The organism is Streptomyces sp. PA03-3a (assembly GCF_033792735.1).
Taxonomy (GTDB): domain Bacteria; phylum Actinomycetota; class Actinomycetes; order Streptomycetales; family Streptomycetaceae; genus Actinacidiphila.
The window spans coordinates 21,797-41,353 of record NZ_JARAVM010000047.1 but is presented as its reverse complement, the minus strand read 5'-3'; the positions used below and the strand labels follow the sequence as shown (position 1 = coordinate 41,353).

Below are 19,557 nucleotides of genomic sequence, written 5' to 3'. Positions count from 1 at the left end.
CGAGCGGTCTTGTGGGATGTCACATTGGCCGCGGCCCGTGCCGTGCGTCAGGATCGCGGCATGGAACTGCTCAATGCTTTGGTGGAGAAGGGCCTGCGCCGCGAGCTGCCCACCCGCGAGGAGGCGCTCGCCGTGCTGGCGACCTCCGACGACGAACTCCTCGACGTGGTGGCCGCGGCCGGCAAGGTGCGCCGCGCGTGGTTCGGCCGCCGGGTGAAGCTGAACTACCTGGTCAACCTGAAGTCGGGACTGTGCCCCGAGGACTGCTCGTACTGTTCGCAGCGGCTCGGCTCGGAGGCCGGGATCCTCAAGTACACCTGGCTGAAGCCCGACGAGGCGGCGGCCGCCGCGGCGGCGGGGGTCGCCGGCGGCGCCAAGCGGGTCTGCCTGGTGGCGAGCGGGCGCGGCCCCACCGACCGCGACGTGGACCGGGTCTCCAGGACCATCGAGGCCATCAAGGAGCGGAACGAGGACGTCGAGGTCTGCGCCTGCCTGGGCCTCCTCTCCGACGGACAGGCCGAGCGGCTGCGCGGAGCGGGCGCCGACGCGTACAACCACAACCTCAACACCTCCGAGGCCACCTACGGGGACATCACCACCACCCACACCTACGCAGACCGGGTCGAAACGGTGCAACAGGCCCAGGCGGCGGGCCTGTCGGCCTGCTCCGGACTGATCGCGGGCATGGGCGAGAGCGACGAGGACCTGGTCGACGTGGTCTTCTCGCTCCGCGAGCTGGACCCCGACTCCGTCCCGGTGAACTTCCTGATCCCCTTCGAGGGCACCCCGCTGGCGAAGGAGTGGAACCTCACCCCGCAGCAGTGCCTGCGGATCCTGGCTATGGTGCGGTTCGTCTGCCCCGATGTGGAGGTCCGCATCGCGGGCGGCCGGGAGGTGCACCTGCGGACCATGCAGCCGCTCGCGCTGCACCTGGCGAACTCCATCTTCCTGGGCGACTACCTCACCAGTGAGGGCCAGGCCGGCAGGGCCGACCTCGACATGATCGCGGACGCCGGTTTCGAGGTGGAGGGCGCCGGAGAGGTGACCCTGCCCGTGCACCGCGTGGACGCGGCGGCCGCGGCCGGGGGCTGCGGTGCCCAGGGCTCCGCGGGCTGCGCCTCGCACGGCGAGGGCGGCAGCTGCGGCCCCTGCGGCGGCCACGCCCAAGGCACGGGTCACGGCGCCGGTCACGGCGCCGGTCACGGCGCCGGTCACGGTGACGCCGCGCAGCCTTCGGCCGCGGGTGCCGCCCGCACCGACCTGGTGGCCGTACGCCGCCGCGGCGCCGGCACGGACCTGCCCCCCAATGCCTGAGCCGCTCACCCCGGGCGAACTGCTGGCACTGGACCGGGAGCACGTCTGGCATCCGTACGGGCCCATGCCGGGCCGTCAGGAACCGCTCGTCGTCGAGTCCGCGGCCGGGGTCCGGCTGCGGCTCGCCGAGCCCGTCGAGGGGATGACCGACCTCGTCGACGGCATGTCGTCGTGGTGGTCGGCGATCCACGGCTACAACCACCCGGTGCTCAACGAGGCGGCCCGCGGCCAGCTCGACCGGATGAGCCACGTGATGTTCGGCGGGCTCACCCACGAGCCGGCCGTGCGGCTCGCCGCCCGCCTGGTGGAGATCACCCCCGAGCCGCTGCGGCACGTCTTCCTCGCCGACTCCGGCTCGGTCTCGGTCGAGGTCGCGGTCAAGATGTGCCTGCAGTACTGGCGTTCGCTCGGGCGGCCGGAGAAGCAGCGGCTGATGACCTGGCGCGGCGGCTACCACGGCGACACCTGGCAGCCGATGTCCGTCTGCGACCCCGAGGGCGGCATGCACGGGCTGTGGTCCGGCGTCCTGCCCCGGCAGGTCTTCGCGGACGCGCCGCCGGCCGCCTACGAGGAGGCGTACGCGGACCACCTGCGGGAGACGATCGCCGCTCACGCGCACGAGCTCGCCGCGGTCGTGGTGGAGCCCGTCGTGCAGGGCGCGGGCGGCATGGCCTTCCACTCCCCCGACTACCTGCGGGTGCTCCGCGAGGCGTGCGACGAGCACGACGTGCTGCTGGTGTTCGACGAGATCGCCACCGGCTTCGGGCGCACCGGGACGCTGTTCGCCGCCGAGCAGGCCGAGGTCTGTCCGGACGTGATGTGCCTCGGCAAGGCCCTGACGGGCGGCTACCTGACGATGGCCGCCACCTTGTGCACCCCGCGCGTCGCCGACGGGATCTCCCGGGGCGAGGTGCCGGTGCTCGCCCACGGGCCGACCTTCATGGGCAACCCGCTGGCCGCGGCCGTCGCCTGCGCCTCCCTCGACCTGCTGCTCGGCCAGGACTGGGCGCAGGAGGTCAAGCGGATCGAGGCCGGTCTGCGCGAGGGGCTCGCGCCCGCCGCAGGCATCCCGGGGGTGCGGGACGTGCGGGTGCTGGGCGCGATCGGCGTCGTCCAGCTCGACCACCAGGTCGACCTCGCCACCGCGACGCGGGCCGCCGTCCGCAGCGGGGTATGGTTGCGCCCGTTCCGGGACTTGATCTACACGATGCCCCCGTACGTCACGGGGGACGAGGACATCGCGCGCATCTGCGCGGCGGTGCGCGCGGCGGCGGAGGCGGCATGACGGTGTTGTTCGTGACCGGCACGGGCACGGAGATCGGCAAGACGGTGACCACGGCGGCGATCGCGGCGACCGCGCTGTTCAGCCAGTACAGCGTCGCGTACCTCAAGCCCGCGCAGACCGGGGTGGGCCCCGGCGAGCCGGGCGACGCCGCCGAGGTCACCCGGCTCGCCGGGCCCGAGGTCACCAGCGTCGAACTGGCCCGGTACCCCGAGCCGCTGGCGCCCGCCACGGCCGCGCGGCGCTCCGGTGCCGCCCCGGTGGGCCCGGCCGACATCGCGGAGGCGGCGGCGAAGCTGGCGGCGGTGCACGACATCGTCCTCGTCGAAGGCGCGGGCGGGCTGCTCGTCCGCCTCGACGAGGTGGGCTCGACGCTGGCGGACGCGGCGCGGATGCTCTCGGCGCCTGTGCTCGTGGTCACCCCGGCGGGACTCGGCGCGCTGAACAGCGCCGCGCTGACCGCGGAGGCCCTCAAGGCGCGGGACCTGAAGTGCGCGGGCTTCGTCATCGGCAGCTGGCCGGAGGACGCGGACCTGGCCGCCCGCTGCAACCTCGCCGACCTTCCCGAGGTCACCGTCGCCCCGCTCCTGGGCGCCCTGCCCGCCGGCGCGGCCGCCCTCGACCCCGCCGCCTTCCGTGAGGCGGCACCCGGCTGGCTCTCGCCGCGCATCGGCGGCGTGTGGGACGCGGCCGCCTTCACCTCCTACTGGGCACCCGCCGCCCTGGCCTGAGCCTCGTCGGCGCCCGCGCCCGACCCCGCTCCGACCCCGCCTCGACCGCCCCCGGGCGTCCCCGTACGGACGCGCCCGGGGGCGGCGGCGCGCGTACGGCGCGCGGACGGCGCGCGACACGCCGAATTCGCCCCGGTACGAGGAGGCTTGGGCCGGGCTCCGGAGCGGCAGAATCGGAGGGAGGGGTGCCGAGGCGAAGGAGGTCCGGCCATGAGGAGCCGTACCGGCGTGACGCGTGAACCGGTCCATCACCCGCTGTTCGCCCGCTTCTACGCCCGCTGCGGTCCGGTGATGGACGCCCGCGCGGGCTTCGCCGCGCACCGGGAGACCGCGCTCGCCGGACTCACCGGCCGGGTCATCGAGATCGGCGCGGGCTCAGGGCTGAACTTCTGCCACTATCCGCGCACCGTCGCCGAGGTGGTGGCGATCGAGCCGGAGCGGCATCTGCGCCGGCTGGCCGTGGACGCCGCGCAGCACGCCGAGGTGCCGGTGGACGTCGTGCCCGGTGTCGCCGAGGCGCTGCCGGTCAAGAGCGAGGCCTTCGACGCGGCGGTCGCGTCGCTGGTGCTGTGCTCCGTACGCGACCAGAAGCGCGCCCTGGCCGAGCTGCACCGGGTGCTGCGCCCGGGCGGGGAGCTGCGGCTGCTGGAGCACTGCCGGGCCGAGGGCCGCGGGCACGCGGCGCTGCAGTGGGTGGCGGACCGCACCCTGTGGCCGCTGCTGTTCGGCGGCTGCCGGACGGGGCGGGACACGCTCGCCGCGGCCGAGGCGGCCGGTTTCGACGTGCTGGAACTGCGCCGCTTCCACGTCCCGGAGCGCGGCAAGGGCCTCACGCTGCCCCTGCCGAGCTCCCCGCACATCCTGGCCACCGTGCGGCGCCCCGGCTGAGCACCCGGTCGAGCACCACGGCCTGGAACTCTCTGTACCTACCGGTATGTACACTGCTGCCATGGAGACGACGCCCAACCGCCTGATCGAGAGCACCCGCGAACTGCTCTGGGAGCGCGGCTACGTCGGCACCAGCCCGAAGGCCATCCAGCAGCGCTCGGGCGTCGGCCAGGGCAGCATGTACCACCACTTCTCCGGCAAGCCGGAACTCGCGCTCGCCGCCGTCCGCCGTACCGCCGAGCAGATGCGGGAGACCGCCGAGCGCGAACTCGCCCTTCCGGGCACGGCGGTCGAGCGGGTCTCCCGCTATCTGCGCCGCGAACGCGACGTGCTGCGGGGCTGCCCGATCGGACGGCTCACCCAGGACCCGGAGGTCGTGACGAGCCCGCAGCTGCGGGCGCCGCTCGACGAGACCTTCGAGTGGCTGCGCGGGCGGCTGGCGGACGTGCTCGCCGAGGGCCAGGCGCGCGACGAGATCGCGCCCGGCCTCGACACCGGCGACATCGCGGCCGCGCTCGTGGCCGTGCTCCAGGGCGGCTACGTGCTCGCCCGGGCGGCCGGCAGCGCCGCGCCCTTCGACCATGCCGTCAGCGGCGCGCTGGCGCTGCTGACGCAGCGGGCCTGAACGGGCCCCGGCCCAGGGCCACCACACCCCAGGGGGACGCATGTACGCGATGCAGTACGGGATCACGCTGCCCGCCGACTACGACATGAAGGTCATCCGGGACCGGGTCGCCGGCCGGGGCCGGCTCACGGACGCCTACGAGGGCCTGGGTTTCAAGGCCTATCTGATCCGTGAGCGCGGTACGGACGACTCCCCGGTCAACGAGTACGCGCCGTTCTACCTCTGGGACGACACCGGCGGCATGAACCGCTTCCTGTGGGGCGGGGGCGGCTTCGGCGGCATCGTCGCGGACTTCGGGCGCCCGGACGTCAGCCACTGGACGGGCGTCGCCCACCGTCCGGGGCCCGCCTTCGGCGCCGCTCCGGCCGCGGCGAGCCGGCTGCGGCAGCGGATGCCCGCCGGGGCGGACCCGCGCGGGCCGGTGGCCGGGGCACTGGAGGCCTGGGAGGAGCGCGCCGCCACGGCGGGCGTCCACACGGCCGTGCTGGGCGTGGACCCGCGCCACTGGGAGACCGTCCTCTTCACGCTCTGGGAGCGGACACCGCCGGCCGGCGTCACCGATCCGGACCGCTACGAGGTGCTGCACCTGTCGGCCCCGCACCTGCACGAGGTGCCGGTCGGCCGCCAGTGGCCGTAGCGCTCAGACGCACCAGGAGCGCAGTTCGTCGGCGATCTCGTGCACGTCGGCGGTGCCGCTCTTGACCAGCCGGGCCAGGTCGCGCACCCGCTCGGGGGAGGTGGCGACCTTCAGGCCGCCGGCCACCAGGTAGGCGTAGGCGACCGCGGAGGCGAAGAGCGCGTTGGAGCGTTCCAGGGCCGGAACGTGGACCAGCAGCTGCAGCAGGCACGCGGCCCGCTCGTGGGGGTCGGCGTAGACGGCCGTGCCGAATATCTCCGCCTGGTGGCGGCTGACCGCGGCGACGAGGGCGCCCCAGTCGGTCACCTGCGGGTCACCGGGGGTGTTGTGCTCGGCGACCATGAGCAGCCACGCGAGGTCGATCCGCAGGGTCAACGGCGGCCTTCGCGCTCTGCTCCGAACTCCTCGGCGAAGACGGACTCGTAGCGCTCCATGAAGTCGGCGGCGGCCTCGACGAAGCTGCGGCCCCGCTCACCGGCGTCCTTCCGGACGAGCTCCTCGATGTACCGGTTGACGCTGACGCCCCGCTGCGCGGCCCGCTCCCGGGCTGCCGCGGCGGTGGTCTCGTCCACCCGCACGTTCAACTGCGTCTTGGCCATACCGTCAAGCTAGCGCCGACGCACTAGCAGTGACAAGCGGCCGCCGGGGGCGCATCCGCCCCCGGCGCCCCGTGCGCCCCGGAGCCGGAGCGGGCTCCGGGGCGTAGGGGGTGCGCCAGGCGCACGGGGAGCGCCTGCTCAGAGGCGGCCCGCCACCGTGCGCGCCAGTTCCTCGAGCGGCCTGTCGAACCGGGACGGTTCCTCGTTGCGGACCAGCCGGATCGCGACCCACTGCCCGGACGCCCTGAGGAACACCGACCCGTCCTCCAGCCAGGCCTCGTCGCCGATGCCTTCGAGCGGCTTCAGTTCGTGGCCGAGCCCGCGCTCGGCGTCGTAGTAGTTCTTTCCCGGCTCCCCCGCGAAGACCTCGACCTGGGCCGTCGGGCCGGACGCCGGCGCGACGTAGGTGCAGGTCCCCTCCAGGTCCCGACCGGGCCCCAGGGCCGTACCCGCGAGGCGCTCCGCCTCGGCCCGCGTCACCAGGGCACATGGGTCGCCGGCCGTTCCGCCCGCCCCGCCCGCCCCGCCCGTCGGTGACGCGGACGGCCGGCCCGGGGACGCCGCGGGCGGCCCCTCCGCGCCCGCGCCTCCCGGCGCGGTCGCGGACGGCTTGCCGCCGGCGTCGCCGGCCGCCGGTTCCTGGCACCCCTGGAGCGCCGCCAGGAGCAGCAGCGCCGCCACGGGCACCCCCGCCAGGGCCCGCCTGCGCCTGCGGTCGCCGGACCCGGTCCGGCCGCGTGTGTGCACCATCGATTCGGTCCCCCCTCGGTACCTGTCCTCGTCCCCGTCCCGGCCGCACGGCGCCCGCGCGGGTGCATCTACAGACGTACCGGGACGGCCGGACGGTTTCGGCCGGACGAACGCGCGGTCGCGCGGCGGCCGCCCGCGCGCCCCGGCGCTCACCCTCGGGGACGATGCGGCGCCGCACCCGACGACCTACGCTCGGGTCGCATACGGACAAGTGCGCACTTCCTCATCCTGGGGGGCAGACGTGTCGACATGGACGGCAGCGGACACAGAGGGCATCGAGGCGGGAGCGGAACCCGCCGCGCGGGCGACGGCGCTGACGAAGTCGTACGGGACGGGCGAGACCCGGGTGGTGGCGCTGGACGCGGTGGACGTGGAGATCGCCCGCGGCCGCTTCACGGCCGTGATGGGGCCCTCGGGGTCGGGGAAGTCCACCCTGATGCACTGCCTGGCGGGGCTGGACTCGGTCACCTCGGGGCAGGTCTGGATCGGCGAGACCGAGATCACCCGTCTGGCGGAACGCGAACTGACCCGGCTCCGCCGTGACCAGGTCGGCTTCGTCTTCCAGGCGTTCAACCTGCTGCCGACGCTCACGGCCGCCGAGAACATCACGCTGCCGATGGACATCGCCGGCCGCAGGCCCGACGGGGAGTGGGTGGACCGGGTGATCGACACGCTGGGTCTGCGCGACCGGCTGGGGCACCGTCCGTCGCAGTTGTCGGGCGGGCAGCAGCAGCGCGTGGCGTGCGCCCGCGCCCTCGCCTCCCGCCCGCAGCTGATCTTCGCGGACGAGCCGACCGGCAACCTCGACTCGCAGGCGGGCGCGGAGGTGCTGGGTTTCCTGCGCGAGGCCGTGGACGCGCTCGGCCAGACCGTGGTGATGGTGACCCACGACCCCGGCGCGGCGGCCTGGTCGGACCTGGTGCTCTTCCTGGGCGACGGACGGATCGTCGACGAGATGCACGAACCGACCGCGGACGGCGTCCTGGAACGGCTCAAGCGGTTCGACCCGCTGCGGAAGCCGGGCTAGGCACCGGCGATGCTCCGGGCGACGCTGCGCAGCTTCCTGGCCCACAAGGGCCGGCTGCTGCTCAGCGCGCTCGCCGTCCTGCTGTCGGTCGCGTTCGTCACCGGCAGCATGATCTTCTCCGACACCGTCAACCGCACCTTCGACCGCCTGTTCGCCTCCACGTCCGCCGATGTGACGGTGGGTCCCCCGGAGGCCTTCGCCGACGACCAGCAGTTCGCCTCAGGACAGGTGCGCACCCTGCCGGCGTCCCTGCTGGACCGGGTGAAGGCGGTACCGGGCGTCGCGGACGCGCGGATCGACGTCACCGTGCACAACACCACCGTCGTCGACGCGGAGGGCCGGCCGGTGGAACCGACCACCGGGGCCCTCACGGTGGCCACCGACTGGTCGGGCAATCCGCGCAGTCCCGTCCGGCTCACCAGCGGTCACGCGCCGCACGGCCCCGACGAGGCGCTGATCGACGCCGACACCGCCGCGAAGCGTGACCTCGGGATCGGCGACCGGCTGCGGGTGCTGGCGCAGCCGGGCGCGTTCCCGGTCCGCCTCGTCGGCATCGCCACCTTCACCACCACCAATCCGGGCGCCGCCCTGCTGTTCGTCGACACCCCCACCTCGCAGACGCGGCTGCTGGGGCGGACCGGTGTCGCGACGTCGGTGCAGGCCGACGCCGCTCCCGGAGTCCCGGACGACGTGCTGAAGAAGCGGATCTCCGCCGCGCTCGGTCCGGGCTACACGTACACGACCCAGGCGGAGCAGGCGAAGTCGGCGGTGGAGAGCCTGGCCACCTTCCTGGACGTGATCAAGTACGTGATGCTGGGCTTCGCCGGGGTCGCTGTCCTGGTCGGGGTCTTCCTGATCGTCAACACCTACTCGATGCTGATCGCCCAGCGCACCCGGGAGCTCGGCCTGCTGCGGGCGCTCGGGGCGGACCGCGGGCAGGTGCGGCGGTCGGTGCTGGTGGAGGCGCTGCTGCTCGGGGTGGTGGGCTCTGCCACGGGTCTGGTCTGCGGAGTCGGGCTCGCGACGGGCCTGTTCCAGCTGCTCGGAGTGTTCGGGATGAACTTCGACGCAGCCGAGATGGTCATCCGCGCGCGCGTGCCGGTGGCGGCGTTCGCCGTCGGCCTGCTCGTGACGCTGGTCGCGGCCTACCTGCCGGCGCGGCGGGCGTCGCGGGTCTCCCCCATGGCCGCGCTGTCCGACACCGAGGTCGCCGGTGCCGGGCGGAACCTGCGGTCGCGTGCGGTGGGCGGCGCGGTCGCCACGCTGGTGGCCGCGGGGGCGCTCACCGGGGCGGCGGTGGCCGGGAGCACCGGTGACGCCGCGACGTTCCTGGGGGCCGGCATCGGGCTGTCGCTGATCGCGGCGGTGGTCGTGGGGCCGCTGCTGGTGCGCCCGGTGATCCGGGTGCTGGGCGGGGCGTTCCCCCGCGTCTTCGGGCCGGTGGGCCGGATGAGCCAGCGCAACGCGCTGCGCAACCCGCGCCGTACGGGCGCGACGGCCGGCGCGCTGATGATCGGGCTGGCCCTGGTCACCGGCATGTCCATCGCCGGCTCGTCCATGGCGAGCTCCTTCGACCAGGAGATCGACCGGGCGCTGGGCGCGGACTACGTCGTGCAGGGCACCCACTTCGCGCCGTTCACCCCGGAGATCACCGAGCGGGTGCGCAAGGTGCGCGGCGCCGGGGAGGTGACGCCGGTGCGGTACGTCTCCGTCCTGATGACGCTGCCCGGCGGCCGTGCGGCCAAGCTGACCGGGACGGCCATCGGCCCCGGGGCGGACCGGGCCCTCAACCTCGACTACGCCGCGGGCGACACGGCGCGCGCCCTGGCCCGCGACAGCCTCTCGCTCTCCGCGACGTACGCCGCCCACCACGGTCTGCGCGTCGGCAGCCGCGTCCCCGTGCGCTTCGTCGACGGCCGCTCGGCGACGTTCACCCTGCGCGCGCTGACCACCAGCCAGAGCACTCTGCTGGGCGACGACGCGACCCTGACCATGGGGCTCGCCACCGCCGAGCGGTTCCTCCCCGGCGGCCAGCACGCCGCGCTGTACGTGAACGCCGCGCCCGGCACGGACAAGCCGACGCTGCGGGCGAACCTGGAGCGGGCACTCACGCCCTATCCGCAGATCGAGGTCCGCGACCAGGCCGACTACAAGGAGCTGGTGCGCACCCAGATCTCCGTGCTGCTGAACCTGGTGTACGCGCTGCTCGGGCTGGCGATCATCATCGCCGTGCTGGGCGTCGTCAACACCCTCGCCCTGTCGGTCATCGAGCGCACCCGGGAGATCGGGCTGCTGCGGGCGATCGGCCTGTCGCGGCTGCAACTGCGCCGGATGATCAGGCTGGAGTCCGTGGTGATCGCGCTCTTCGGCGCGGTGCTGGGACTCGCCCTGGGGCTGGTCTGGGGTGTGGTGACACACGAGGTGCTCGCCCTCGAGGGCATGCGGGCGTTCGCCGTTCCCTGGACCACGGTGGGCGCGGTCATGGCCGGTTCCGTGGTGGTGGGCCTGGTCGCCGCGCTGCTGCCGGCCCTGCGCGCCTCGCGGATGAACGTCCTGGCCGCGATCGCCCACGAGTGAGCCTCCCGGGGGCGGGGAAGGCCGTCGACCGGAGGCGGGTCGCGACGAGGAGGCGGTCATGGCACGGCGGTTCCGGTTCGGGGTGAACCTTCTGGAGCCCGCGCGGGGCGAGGCGTGGCAGCACAAGTGCCGGCGGGTGGAGGAACTCGGCTACGACGTGCTGCAGGTGCCGGACCACCTGGACTGGCCCGCTCCCTTCCCGTCGCTGGTCGCGGCGGCGCACGCCACGCGGCGGCCGGTGCTGGGGACCTTCGTCCTCAACGCGGCGTTCTGGAACCCCGTCCTGCTGGCCCGCGAGGTCGCCACCACCGTCCGGCTCACCGGCGGCCGGCTGGAGCTGGGTCTCGGCGCGGGCTACGTACGCGCGGAGTTCGAACGCGCGGGCCTGCCCTACGGCACCGCCCGCGACCGGGTCGACCACCTGGAACGCACCGTCGAGGCACTGACCGGGCTGTTCCCGGGACCGGACGGCGAGGACGGCGAGGACGGCGAGGACGGCCGGGACGGCACGGGCGTGCCGTTGCCCCCGCTGCCCCCACTACTCATGGGCGGGAACGGCCCCCGCATGCTGCGCCTGGCGGCACGGCACGCCGCCGTCGTCGCCTTCACCGGCGCGGAGGCCGACCCCTTAACGGACGACGGCGAGCTGCGGCTGCTGTCCGCCGCGGCCGTGGAGGAGCGGGTGGCGGCCGCGCGCGGCTTCGCCACGGAGTACGGCACCGACCCCGACTTCAACGTCCTCGTCCAGCGGGTCGTGGTCACCGGGGACCGCGCGGCGGCGGTCCGGGAGCTCGCCCCGCACGCGCCGCACCTCGACGAGGAGGAACTGCTCGACCTGCCGACGCTCCTCGTCGGCACGGTCACCGAGATCGCGGAGCAGCTGCGGCGGGGCCGGGAGCGCTTCGGCTTCGGCTACGTCACCGTGCTGGAACCCGCGATGGAGGCCTTCGCCCCCGTGATCGCGGAGCTGCGGCGCGGCGAACCGGGGGAAGCGCACGGCGCCTCGTAAATCGCTCGCCGCCCGGGCCCGCGGGCTGCTTGGCTGACCCGCATGGACCATCTCGGGATTCGCAGCGCGGTACCGGCCGACGCCGGACGGGTGCTGGATTTCTGGCGGACGGCCGCCGAGGGCACCAGCATCAGCGACGACCCGGACGGCGTCGCACGGCTGATCGCACGCGACCCCGGCGCCCTGCTGCTCGCGGAGGCCGGCGGTGTGCTGGTCGGCACGGTCATCGCGGGCTTCGACGGCTGGCGCTGCCACCTGTACCGGCTGGCGGTCCACCCCGAGCGACGGCGGCAGGGCGTCGCCCGGGCCCTGCTGGCGGCGGCCGAGGAGCGCTTCACCGCGCTGGGCGGCCGGCGCGGCGACGCCATGGTGCTGGAGCGCAACGAGCGTGCCCACCACGCCTGGCGCTCGGCGGGCTACGCGCCCGAGCACCACTGGCGCCGCTGGACCAAGCCGTTCGAGCAGAGCTCGTAGCGCGCCGTCCGGGCCCGGGGCGCGACCCCCCGGCCGCGGTGTCCCCGGGCTGTCCGTTGTGCCCGCGCTTCCTACGATGGGCGTATGGACGACCCCGCGAGTCCGCCGCGTCCCGGGTCCCCACGCCCGCGGCGCGCGCTCCGCCCCGGCCTGACCGATCATGGGACCGAGGTGTCCCGATGACCGAAGTGCTGCTCCTGGCCGTCGCCCTGCTGCTGACCCTGGCCTGCGCCGTCTTCGTCGCCGCGGAGTTCTCCCTGACCACGGTCGAGCGCACCGACCTGGAACGGGCCGAGCAGGCGGGCGAGCGCGGCGCCCCGGCGGCGCTGCGGGCCGTGCGCAGCCTGACGGTGCAGCTGTCCGGCGCCCAGCTCGGCATCACCGTCACCGGACTGGTCATCGGCATGCTGGCGCAGGCCTCCATCGCCGAACTGCTGGCGGGACCGCTGCGCGCGCTGGGGATGTCGGCCGCCGGGGCCGCGTCACTGGGCCTGGTGCTGGGCACCGGCATCTCGACGGTGGTGCTCATGGTGGTGGGCGAGCTCGTCCCCAAGAACTGGGCGATCTCCCGCCCGCTGCCGGTGGCCAAGGCCGTCGCCCCGCCGCAGACGGTCTTCACCGCCGCCTTCGGCCCGCTGATCCGCCACCTGAACAACACCGCCAACCGTGTCCTGCGCCGCCTGGGCATGGAACCCGCCGAGGAGCTGGCCTCGGCGCGCAGCCCCGAGGAGCTGGTCGCCCTCGCCCGGCACTCCGCCCGCGCGGGCGCGCTGGAGGCCGACACCGCCGAGCTGTTCGTACGGACACTGAGCCTGGCCCGGCTGACCGCCGAGAACGTGATGACCCCCCGCGTCCAGGTCGTCGCCCTGGAGGAGGGCGCCACCTGCCGGGACGTCGCCGACATCACCCGCGCCACGGGGCTGTCCCGCTTCCCCGTCCACCGCGGCGGCCTGGACAACGTCATCGGCATCATCCACATCAAGGACGTCCTGGCCGTGCCGTACGAGCGCCGGGAGGGCCACCCGATCACCCCGCTGCTGCGGGAGCCGGTGCCGGTCCCCGAGTCGCTCACCGTGGACCGGCTGCTGGACCGGCTGTCCGGCTCGATGAGCATGGCCGTCGTCATCGACGAGTACGGCGGCACGGCGGGGGTCGTCACCCTGGAGGACATCGTGGAGGAGGTCGTCGGCGAGGTCCGTGACGAGCACGACCCGATGGAGACCCCCGACCTGGCCTTCAGCCACCAGGACCGCACCGGCCGCCGCGTCTACGACGCCGACGGGGCCATACGGACGGACCAGCTCGCGCACATCGGCCTGCGGATCGGGGACGGCCCCTACGAGACGCTCGCCGGCCTGGTCGCCGAGCGGCTCGGGCGTATCCCCGCGACCGGCGACACCGTCGAGGTCAACGGCTGGATGGTCGAGGTCACCGACGACTCGCACCACCGCGCGGCGCACGTACGGCTGATCTCCCCGGCGCCCCGCGGGCAGAACGGGCTCGCGCGGACGCAGGGCGCGGACGACGGGACGGCGGGCGCGCGATGATCTTCCTGCAGTTGTTCATCGGCGCGCTGACCCTGGTCGCGAACGCCTTCTTCGTCGGCGCCGAGTTCGCGATGATCTCCGTCCGGCGCAGCCAGATCGAGCCCCGCGCGGAGGCCGGGGAGCGCGGCGCGCGCCACGTCCTGTGGGGGCTGCAGCACCTGTCGCCGCTGATGGCCGCCGCCCAGCTGGGCATCACGCTGTGCACGCTGGTGCTGGGCATCGTGGCGGAACCGGCCATCGAGCACCTGCTGACGCCGCTCTTCCACCTGCTGCACGTGCCGCAGGGCGCGATCCACGCCCTGTCCTTCGCGATCGCGCTGACCCTGGCCACGTACGCGCACATGCTGTTCGGCGAGATGGTCCCGAAGAACATCGCGCTCGCCGCGCCGGAGCGCACGGCGCTGGTCCTCGGCCCCCCGCTGGTCACCCTGGCGCGGGCGCTGCGCCCGGTCATCTTCACGGTGAACGCCTTCGCGAACGGGCTGCTGAAGCTGCTGAGGGTCGAGCCGAAGGACGAGGTCGCGGCGGTGTTCTCGGACGACGAGCTGGCCCGGATGGTGACCGACGCCGGTCAGGCCGGGCTGCTGGACGAGCGGGCCGCGATCCGCCTGCAGGACGCCCTGGAACTGGGCCGCCGTCCGGTCCGCGCGGTCGTCGTCCCCTGGGAGCGCGTGGTCTCCGCGCGCTTCGGGACGACCCCGGCGGGGCTGGAGCGCCTGGCCGCCCGGTCAGGCTTCTCGCGATTCCCCGTCACCGACGACACCTGCCGCATCCTCGGCTACCTCCATGTGAAGGACGCCCTCGCGCTCGGCCCCAGCCGCCACGACCAGCCCTTCCCGCGCGGCGCGCTGCGCCGGATCACCCGGGTCGGCGCGGCCACTCCGCTGGACGACGTCCTGGCGGCGATGCGGGCCAGCGGCGCGCACCTGGCGGCGGTCGTCGACGACCAGGGCCGCGGGCTCGGTCTGGTGACCATGGAGGACGTGCTGAAGGAGCTCGTGGGCCACGCACCGGCCGCCTGAAACGGCGCTCCGCGGGGCCGGTAGGATCTCGCCCGCCATGCAGATGAACGCCACCCACACCAGCTTCGTCGCGCTCGGCGACTCCTTCACCGAAGGCATGTCCGACGCGCTCCCCGACGGCTCCTACCGGGGCTGGGCCGACCTCCTCGCCGGACGGCTCGCCGCCCACGCGCCGGGCTTCCGCTACGCCAACCTGGCGGTACGCGGCAAGCTCATCCAGCAGATCGTCGACGAACAGGTCGAGACCGCGGCCTCCATGGACGCCGACCTGATCACCCTGGTGGGCGGGCTCAACGACGTACTGCGGCCCAAGTGCGACGTGCCCAGGGTGTGCGCGCTGCTGGAGGAGGCCGTGGAACGGCTGGCGCCGTCGTGCAGGCAGCTGGTGCTGATGCGCAGCCCGGCCCGCCGGGGCCCGGTGGCGACGCGGTTCCTGCCCCGCATGGAGGAGCTGTACGGCTTCGTCGACGACCTGGCCGCCCGGCACGGCGCGCTCGTGGTGGACCTGTACGGCGCCCATGTACTGGGCGACCCGCGCCTGTGGGCCGAGGACCGGCTGCACCTCGACGGCGAGGGCCACCGCCGGGTCACCGAGGCGGTCTGGCAGACCCTCGGGCACACCGCGCAGTTCGACTGGACCGAGGCCCTGCCCGACTCCCTCCCCCTGTCATGGCCGGCCCGCCGCGCGGCCGACCTGCGCTTCACCCGCCAGCACCTCGTCCCGTGGATCGGCCGCCGCCTCACCGGCCGCTCCTCCGGCGACGGCCTGCCGCCCAAGCGCGCGGAGCTCGTGCCGTACGAGCTCTGAGCGCGGGCCGTCTGGCTGTCCCGCCGTCTCGCGCCCGCCTGGGTGGGTGCGAGGCGAACCCGCACCCACCCGCCCACGTGAACGGCTCAGGCCGTGACCGGCGCCCGGGCGTACCGCAGCAGATCAGCGTCCCGGAGCCTCTGACCTGGGCATTCTCGGACGTATAGGACGGCGGCGACCGCCATGGACGGCGGGTAAACTTTCGCTACGTGACTTCCAAGCCCCGCATCCCCAACGTACTGGCCGGCCGCTACGCCTCCGCGGAACTCGCCACCCTGTGGTCCCCCGAGCAGAAGGTGGTGCTGGAGCGCCGTCTGTGGCTGGCCGTGCTGCGGGCCCAGAAGGACCTCGGGATCGAGGTGCCGGACCAGGCCCTCGCGGACTACGAGCGCGTGCTGGAGCAGGTCGACCTCGCGTCGATCGCCGAGCGGGAGAAGGTCACCCGGCACGACGTCAAGGCGCGCATCGAGGAGTTCAACGCCCTCGCCGGGCACGAGCACGTCCACAAGGGCATGACCTCGCGCGACCTCACCGAGAACGTCGAGCAGCTGCAGATCCGGCTCTCCCTGGAGCATGTGCGCGACCGCACCGTCGCCGTCCTGTCCCGGCTCGGCACGCTCGCCGCCGAGTACGCCGAGCTGGTCATGGCCGGCCGTTCGCACAACGTGGCCGCCCAGACCACGACCCTCGGCAAGCGGTTCGCGACCACCGCCGACGAACTGCTCGTCGCCTTCGCCCGCGTCGAGGACCTCCTCGGCCGCTACCCGCTGCGCGGCATCAAGGGCCCGGTCGGCACCGCGCAGGACATGCTCGACCTGCTCGGCGGCGACGCCGGCAAGCTCGCCGAGCTGGAGCGCCGGATCGCGGCGCACCTCGGCTTCTCCGAGGTCTTCACCTCCGTCGGCCAGGTCTACCCGCGCTCGCTGGACTACGACGCCGTCACCGCGCTGGTGCAGCTGGCCGCCGCGCCGTCGTCGCTCGCCAAGACGATCCGCCTGATGGCCGGGCACGAGCTGGTCACCGAGGGCTTCAAGCCCGGCCAGGTCGGCTCCTCCGCCATGCCGCACAAGATGAACACCCGCTCCTGCGAGCGCGTCAACGGCCTGGCGGTCATCCTGCGCGGCTACGCCTCCATGGTGGGCGAGCTGGCCGGCGACCAGTGGAACGAGGGCGACGTCTCCTGCTCCGTGGTGCGCCGGGTGGCCCTGCCGGACGCGTTCTTCGCCTTCGACGGCCTGCTGGAGACCTTCCTGACGGTGCTCGACGAGTTCGGCGCCTTCCCGGCCGTCATCGCCCGCGAGCTCGACCGCTACCTGCCGTTCCTCGCCACGACGAAGGTCCTCATGGGCGCCGTGCGGGCCGGCGTCGGCCGCGAGCTCGCGCACGAGGTCATCAAGGAGCACGCGGTCGCCTCCGCGCTCGCGATGCGCGAGAAGGGCGCCGAGCGCAACGAGCTGCTGGACCGGCTCGCCGAGGACGAGCGCATCCCCCTCGACCGCGGCGGGCTGGACGCGCTCATGGCCGACCGCCTCTCCTTCACCGGCGCGGCCGCGGACCAGGTCGCCGAGGTCGTACGCCGCATCGCCGAGGTCGCCGGCCGGTACCCGCAGGCGGCCGCCTACACCCCCGGGGCCATCCTCTGACCACGGTCAGGCGGACCCGCCCCACCCAGGACGAGCTGGAGGCCGCCCGCGACCGCGTCATCCCCGACGTGATCGCGGACGGCCTGCGGGTGCTGTTCTGCGGCATCAACCCCGGGCTGATGTCGGCCGCTACCGGTCACCACTTCGCCCGCCCGGGCAACCGCTTCTGGCCCGTGCTGCACGCCAGCGGGTTCACCCCGCGCCGGCTCGACCCGGCCGAACAGGGCGAACTCCTCGCCTCCGGGCTCGGGATCACCAACGTCGTCGCCCGCGCTTCGGCCCGCGCCGACGAACTCACCCGCGACGAACTCCTCGAGGGCGGGCGGCTGCTGACGGAGCGGGTGCTCCGGTACGAGCCGCGCTGGCTGGCCGTCGTGGGCGTCACCGCCTACCGCGTCGCCTTCGCCGAGCCCCGCGCCCGCATCGGCCCCCAGGAACGCACGATCGGCGGCACCCGGATCTGGGTCCTGCCCAACCCCAGCGGCCTGAACGCCGGTTGGTCGACCCAGGCCATGACGGAGGAATTCGGTCGCCTGCGCGACGCGTCGCAGGATTGACGCGGCGAGGGCGCTCGGTCCCGGATGACCTGCGAACCTCCGACGGCCCTCGGCGCCGACGCGTTCGGTGAGGCCGCTCGGTCGCCGTGACTACTGTTCGAGGCCGCGGCTTGGGCGCGCGGGGGGCGTCGAGGGGTGCGACGTGGTCAGGGCACGGCCGCGGCGTCGCCGACGGCGGCGACGAGCTGGAGGGGCAGTTCCCGGTCCCACTGCCCGACGCACACACCGACCCAGCGGCCGTCGACGCGCCAGGCCCACGCCTCGTGGGCGTAGGTGCACAGGGTGCTGAGCGGGCGCGGCACCGGCTCCCCCTCGACGAGACGTTCGAGGTGGGCGGCGAGGTCCACCGTCTCCGGGGCGCCCCAGCGTTCGGTGAACACCTCGACCAGCGCCTGGCACTCGGCTTCCGTGTCGTCCTCGGCCTGCCGTCTGTCCGCCGGGTCACGGTCGGCGTCCCCGAAGTCCTCGCTGATCCGGAGGTCCGCTATGTGGTAGCCGGGGCCGCTTTCGACCGCGCCGGAGCGCTCTTCGCGCGCCGGGAAGGGGCGGGCGCGCAGCGCGTCGACGGTGGCCACATGGCCGGGCAGGTCCATGACTCCAGTAAACCCCGCGCCTGTGACACTTGACATCGAGTCAGTAACCCTGTGCCGGTGCCACTCGCCGCGGGCCGCCGGGACGGGTACGATCCGGCCAACACGCGCGCGAGCAGGGAGGACGTACGTTGGGGCGGCTCACCGGCGGGGACCCGTCCCTGCTCCGGCGGATCAACTCCGCGGTGGTGCTCCATGCGCTGCGCGGCGAGTCCGCCGTGAGCCTGACCGAACTGGTGCAGACGACGGGGCTTTCGCGGCCGACCGTCGAGGGCGTGATCGAGGGCCTGGCGGAGTCGGGCCTGGTGGTGGAGGTGCCGCAGGAGCCCGGTGACGCCCGCAGACAGGGCCGTCCGGCGCGCAGGTTCCGCTTCCACGCGGAGGCGGGGCACCTGCTGGGCGTCGAGATCGGGGCCCGGCAGATCCGGGCGCTGCTCTCGGACCTGAGCGGCCGGGTCCTCGGGTCGCTGGCGCACGACGTCGCCGACGCGCTGCCCGCCGACGAGCGCCTGGAACGGGTCCGCGGCACCGTCGCCGAGTTGCTGCGCAAGGCCGGCGTGGCCCGCAGCACCCTGTGGGCGGTCGGTGTGGGCAGCCCGGGGATCGTGGAGACCGACGGCGCGGTGCGGCTGAGCACGGCACTGCCAGGCTGGACGGGGCTGCCGCTGGGCGAGCGGTTGCGCCGGTCGTTCCGCTGCCCCGTGCTGGTGGAGAACGACGCGAACGCCGCCGCCGTCGCCGAGCACTGGAAGGGCGCGGCCGTCGGCACCGACGACGTGGTGTTCGTCCTGGCGGGCCTCAGCCCCGGGGCCGGGTCGCTGATCGGGGGCCGGCTGCACCGCGGCTTCGGCGGGGCCGCGGGCGAGATCGGGGCGCTGCACCTGCTGGGCCGTGAGGCGCGGCCGGAGCGGCTGCTGTCCACGACGGGCACGCCGCTGCACCCGCTGGACGAGTCCGCGGTGGCCGAGGTCTTCGCGCTCGCCAGGTCGGGGGACGTCCAGGCGCGGGAGGCCTTCGACCGGTTCCTGCAGCGCCTGGTGCACGACGTGGCGGCGCTGGTGCTGGCGATCGACCCGGAGCTGGTGGTGATCGGCGGCTGGGCGGCCGGACTGGACGGCGTACTGGAGCCGCTGCGCACCGAGTTGGCGCGCTACTGCCTGCGGCCCCCGGAGGTGGCGCTCTCGGCGCTGGGGCACGAGGCGGTCGCCACGGGGGCGCTGCGGCTCGCGCTCGACCACGTCGAGGAGCAGCTGTTCGCGGTGGCCCGGACCTCGCTGCTCGGCCGCTGAGCCGCGCGCGGCGCGAGCGCGGACGGAAGCGGCGGAGCCCGGGACGGCGGAACCACCGGACCCGGCCAGGGCAATACGGGCGAAATTCCACGGCCCGTCGGCCTGCCTGCTTTGCCGGGTTGTCCGACCAGCCGACGATCCGTCGCATCGGCGAGCGTGCCGCGCCGGCGGGCGCGGCCGGCGAAAGG

Annotated in this window: 20 protein-coding genes; 16 read left to right on the top strand and 4 right to left on the bottom strand. The window is 74.3% G+C overall.

Translation table 11 applies throughout. The features are described 5' to 3' along the window. Positions 1-60: 60 nt before the first annotated feature. From bioB to PV342_RS36440, 6 genes are all read left to right on the top strand, one after another. Positions 61-1,314: a biotin synthase BioB gene (gene bioB, locus PV342_RS36465; RefSeq protein WP_500320455.1), complete on the top strand. Its 1,254-nt coding sequence runs from the start codon at positions 61-63 to the stop codon at positions 1,312-1,314. After that, positions 1,307-2,599 carry an adenosylmethionine--8-amino-7-oxononanoate transaminase gene (locus tag PV342_RS36460; protein WP_500320454.1) on the top strand — a complete coding sequence of 431 codons (1,293 nt, stop codon included), beginning with the start codon at positions 1,307-1,309 and terminating at the stop codon, positions 2,597-2,599. Before bioB ends, PV342_RS36460 begins: the two co-directional genes overlap by 8 nt. Beyond that, entirely contained in the window at positions 2,596-3,327 is a 732-nt protein-coding gene (gene bioD / locus PV342_RS36455; RefSeq protein ID WP_329189361.1) for a dethiobiotin synthase, read from the top strand. Before PV342_RS36460 ends, bioD begins: the two co-directional genes overlap by 4 nt. A 210-nt stretch (positions 3,328-3,537) precedes the next feature. Beyond that, positions 3,538-4,215, top strand: a complete 678-nt coding sequence (locus PV342_RS36450) for a class I SAM-dependent methyltransferase (protein WP_500320451.1) — start codon at positions 3,538-3,540, stop codon at positions 4,213-4,215. Positions 4,216-4,276: 61 nt separating this feature from the next. Continuing rightward, the gene (locus tag PV342_RS36445; RefSeq protein WP_500320450.1) at positions 4,277-4,840 is read left to right on the top strand and encodes a TetR/AcrR family transcriptional regulator; all 564 of its coding nucleotides are present in this window, start codon (positions 4,277-4,279) and stop codon (positions 4,838-4,840) included. A gap of 40 nt (positions 4,841-4,880) precedes the next feature. After that, the gene (locus tag PV342_RS36440; protein ID WP_400806445.1) at positions 4,881-5,477 is read left to right on the top strand and encodes a DUF4865 family protein; all 597 of its coding nucleotides are present in this window, start codon (positions 4,881-4,883) and stop codon (positions 5,475-5,477) included. Between the two features lie 3 nt (positions 5,478-5,480). On the opposite strand, the gene PV342_RS36435 is transcribed toward PV342_RS36440, so the two are convergent. From PV342_RS36435 to PV342_RS36425, 3 genes are all read right to left on the bottom strand, one after another. Then, positions 5,481-5,852, bottom strand: coding sequence for a fic family toxin-antitoxin system, toxin component (locus PV342_RS36435; protein WP_400806442.1), 372 nt, complete (start codon positions 5,850-5,852; stop codon positions 5,481-5,483). After that, positions 5,849-6,076, bottom strand: coding sequence for a toxin-antitoxin system HicB family antitoxin (locus PV342_RS36430; protein ID WP_089224654.1), 228 nt, complete (start codon positions 6,074-6,076; stop codon positions 5,849-5,851). Before PV342_RS36430 ends, PV342_RS36435 begins: the two co-directional genes overlap by 4 nt. A 138-nt stretch (positions 6,077-6,214) precedes the next feature. After that, positions 6,215-6,826, bottom strand: coding sequence for a hypothetical protein (locus tag PV342_RS36425; protein ID WP_500320449.1), 612 nt, complete (start codon positions 6,824-6,826; stop codon positions 6,215-6,217). Positions 6,827-7,067: 241 nt separating this feature from the next. On the opposite strand from PV342_RS36425, the gene PV342_RS36420 reads away from it, so the two are divergent. The 9 genes from PV342_RS36420 (at position 7,068) to mug (ending at position 17,490) form a co-directional block, all read left to right on the top strand. Next, positions 7,068-7,853 carry an ABC transporter ATP-binding protein gene (locus tag PV342_RS36420; RefSeq protein ID WP_386991937.1) on the top strand — a complete coding sequence of 262 codons (786 nt, stop codon included), beginning with the start codon at positions 7,068-7,070 and terminating at the stop codon, positions 7,851-7,853. A 9-nt stretch (positions 7,854-7,862) separates the two neighbouring features. Further along, entirely contained in the window at positions 7,863-10,430 is a 2,568-nt protein-coding gene (locus tag PV342_RS36415) for an ABC transporter permease (RefSeq protein WP_500320448.1), read from the top strand. A gap of 58 nt (positions 10,431-10,488) precedes the next feature. After that, complete coding sequence (locus PV342_RS36410) at positions 10,489-11,439, top strand: TIGR03621 family F420-dependent LLM class oxidoreductase (RefSeq protein WP_500320446.1); 951 nt, start codon at positions 10,489-10,491, stop codon at positions 11,437-11,439. Between the two features lie 42 nt (positions 11,440-11,481). Further along, positions 11,482-11,913, top strand: coding sequence for a GNAT family N-acetyltransferase (locus PV342_RS36405; protein ID WP_386991932.1), 432 nt, complete (start codon positions 11,482-11,484; stop codon positions 11,911-11,913). Between the two features lie 179 nt (positions 11,914-12,092). After that, complete coding sequence (locus PV342_RS36400; protein ID WP_400806429.1) at positions 12,093-13,460, top strand: hemolysin family protein; 1,368 nt, start codon at positions 12,093-12,095, stop codon at positions 13,458-13,460. Beyond that, entirely contained in the window at positions 13,457-14,482 is a 1,026-nt protein-coding gene (locus tag PV342_RS36395) for a hemolysin family protein (protein ID WP_400806427.1), read from the top strand. Before PV342_RS36400 ends, PV342_RS36395 begins: the two co-directional genes overlap by 4 nt. 37 nt (positions 14,483-14,519) lie before the next feature. Then, positions 14,520-15,290: an SGNH/GDSL hydrolase family protein gene (locus PV342_RS36390; RefSeq protein WP_361007504.1), complete on the top strand. Its 771-nt coding sequence runs from the start codon at positions 14,520-14,522 to the stop codon at positions 15,288-15,290. 209 nt (positions 15,291-15,499) lie between these two features. Continuing rightward, positions 15,500-16,933 (top strand): adenylosuccinate lyase, encoded by a 1,434-nt coding sequence (gene purB, locus PV342_RS36385; RefSeq protein WP_386991927.1) that lies wholly within the window; start codon positions 15,500-15,502, stop codon positions 16,931-16,933. A 68-nt stretch (positions 16,934-17,001) separates the two neighbouring features. Further along, a complete protein-coding gene (gene mug, locus PV342_RS36380; protein WP_400806423.1) occupies positions 17,002-17,490 on the top strand; it encodes a G/U mismatch-specific DNA glycosylase in 489 nt (162 codons plus the stop codon). A gap of 146 nt (positions 17,491-17,636) precedes the next feature. Here mug and PV342_RS36375 read toward each other — a convergent pair whose 3' ends face one another. Next, a complete protein-coding gene (locus PV342_RS36375; protein WP_400806420.1) occupies positions 17,637-18,083 on the bottom strand; it encodes a hypothetical protein in 447 nt (148 codons plus the stop codon). A gap of 128 nt (positions 18,084-18,211) precedes the next feature. Here PV342_RS36375 and PV342_RS36370 point away from each other — a divergent pair, with 128 nt between their 5' ends. Further along, positions 18,212-19,369, top strand: a complete 1,158-nt coding sequence (locus PV342_RS36370) for an ROK family transcriptional regulator (RefSeq protein ID WP_400806419.1) — start codon at positions 18,212-18,214, stop codon at positions 19,367-19,369. Positions 19,370-19,557 lie beyond the last annotated feature (188 nt).

Bases quoted from the DNA above. Each gene is read 5' to 3' on its own strand.
- bioB (WP_500320455.1), top strand. From the start codon at position 61: ATGGAACTGCTCAATGCTTTGGTGGAGAAGGGCCTGCGCCGCGAGCTG.
- PV342_RS36460 (WP_500320454.1), top strand. From the start codon at position 1,307: ATGCCTGAGCCGCTCACCCCGGGCGAACTGCTGGCACTGGACCGGGAG.
- bioD (WP_329189361.1), top strand. From the start codon at position 2,596: ATGACGGTGTTGTTCGTGACCGGCACGGGCACGGAGATCGGCAAGACG.
- PV342_RS36450 (WP_500320451.1), top strand. From the start codon at position 3,538: ATGAGGAGCCGTACCGGCGTGACGCGTGAACCGGTCCATCACCCGCTG.
- PV342_RS36445 (WP_500320450.1), top strand. From the start codon at position 4,277: ATGGAGACGACGCCCAACCGCCTGATCGAGAGCACCCGCGAACTGCTC.
- PV342_RS36440 (WP_400806445.1), top strand. From the start codon at position 4,881: ATGTACGCGATGCAGTACGGGATCACGCTGCCCGCCGACTACGACATG.
- PV342_RS36430 (WP_089224654.1), bottom strand. From the start codon at position 6,076: ATGGCCAAGACGCAGTTGAACGTGCGGGTGGACGAGACCACCGCCGCG.
- PV342_RS36425 (WP_500320449.1), bottom strand. From the start codon at position 6,826: ATGGTGCACACACGCGGCCGGACCGGGTCCGGCGACCGCAGGCGCAGG.
- PV342_RS36415 (WP_500320448.1), top strand. From the start codon at position 7,863: ATGCTCCGGGCGACGCTGCGCAGCTTCCTGGCCCACAAGGGCCGGCTG.
- PV342_RS36410 (WP_500320446.1), top strand. From the start codon at position 10,489: ATGGCACGGCGGTTCCGGTTCGGGGTGAACCTTCTGGAGCCCGCGCGG.
- PV342_RS36405 (WP_386991932.1), top strand. From the start codon at position 11,482: ATGGACCATCTCGGGATTCGCAGCGCGGTACCGGCCGACGCCGGACGG.
- PV342_RS36400 (WP_400806429.1), top strand. From the start codon at position 12,093: ATGACCGAAGTGCTGCTCCTGGCCGTCGCCCTGCTGCTGACCCTGGCC.
- PV342_RS36395 (WP_400806427.1), top strand. From the start codon at position 13,457: ATGATCTTCCTGCAGTTGTTCATCGGCGCGCTGACCCTGGTCGCGAAC.
- PV342_RS36390 (WP_361007504.1), top strand. From the start codon at position 14,520: ATGCAGATGAACGCCACCCACACCAGCTTCGTCGCGCTCGGCGACTCC.
- PV342_RS36375 (WP_400806420.1), bottom strand. From the start codon at position 18,083: ATGGACCTGCCCGGCCATGTGGCCACCGTCGACGCGCTGCGCGCCCGC.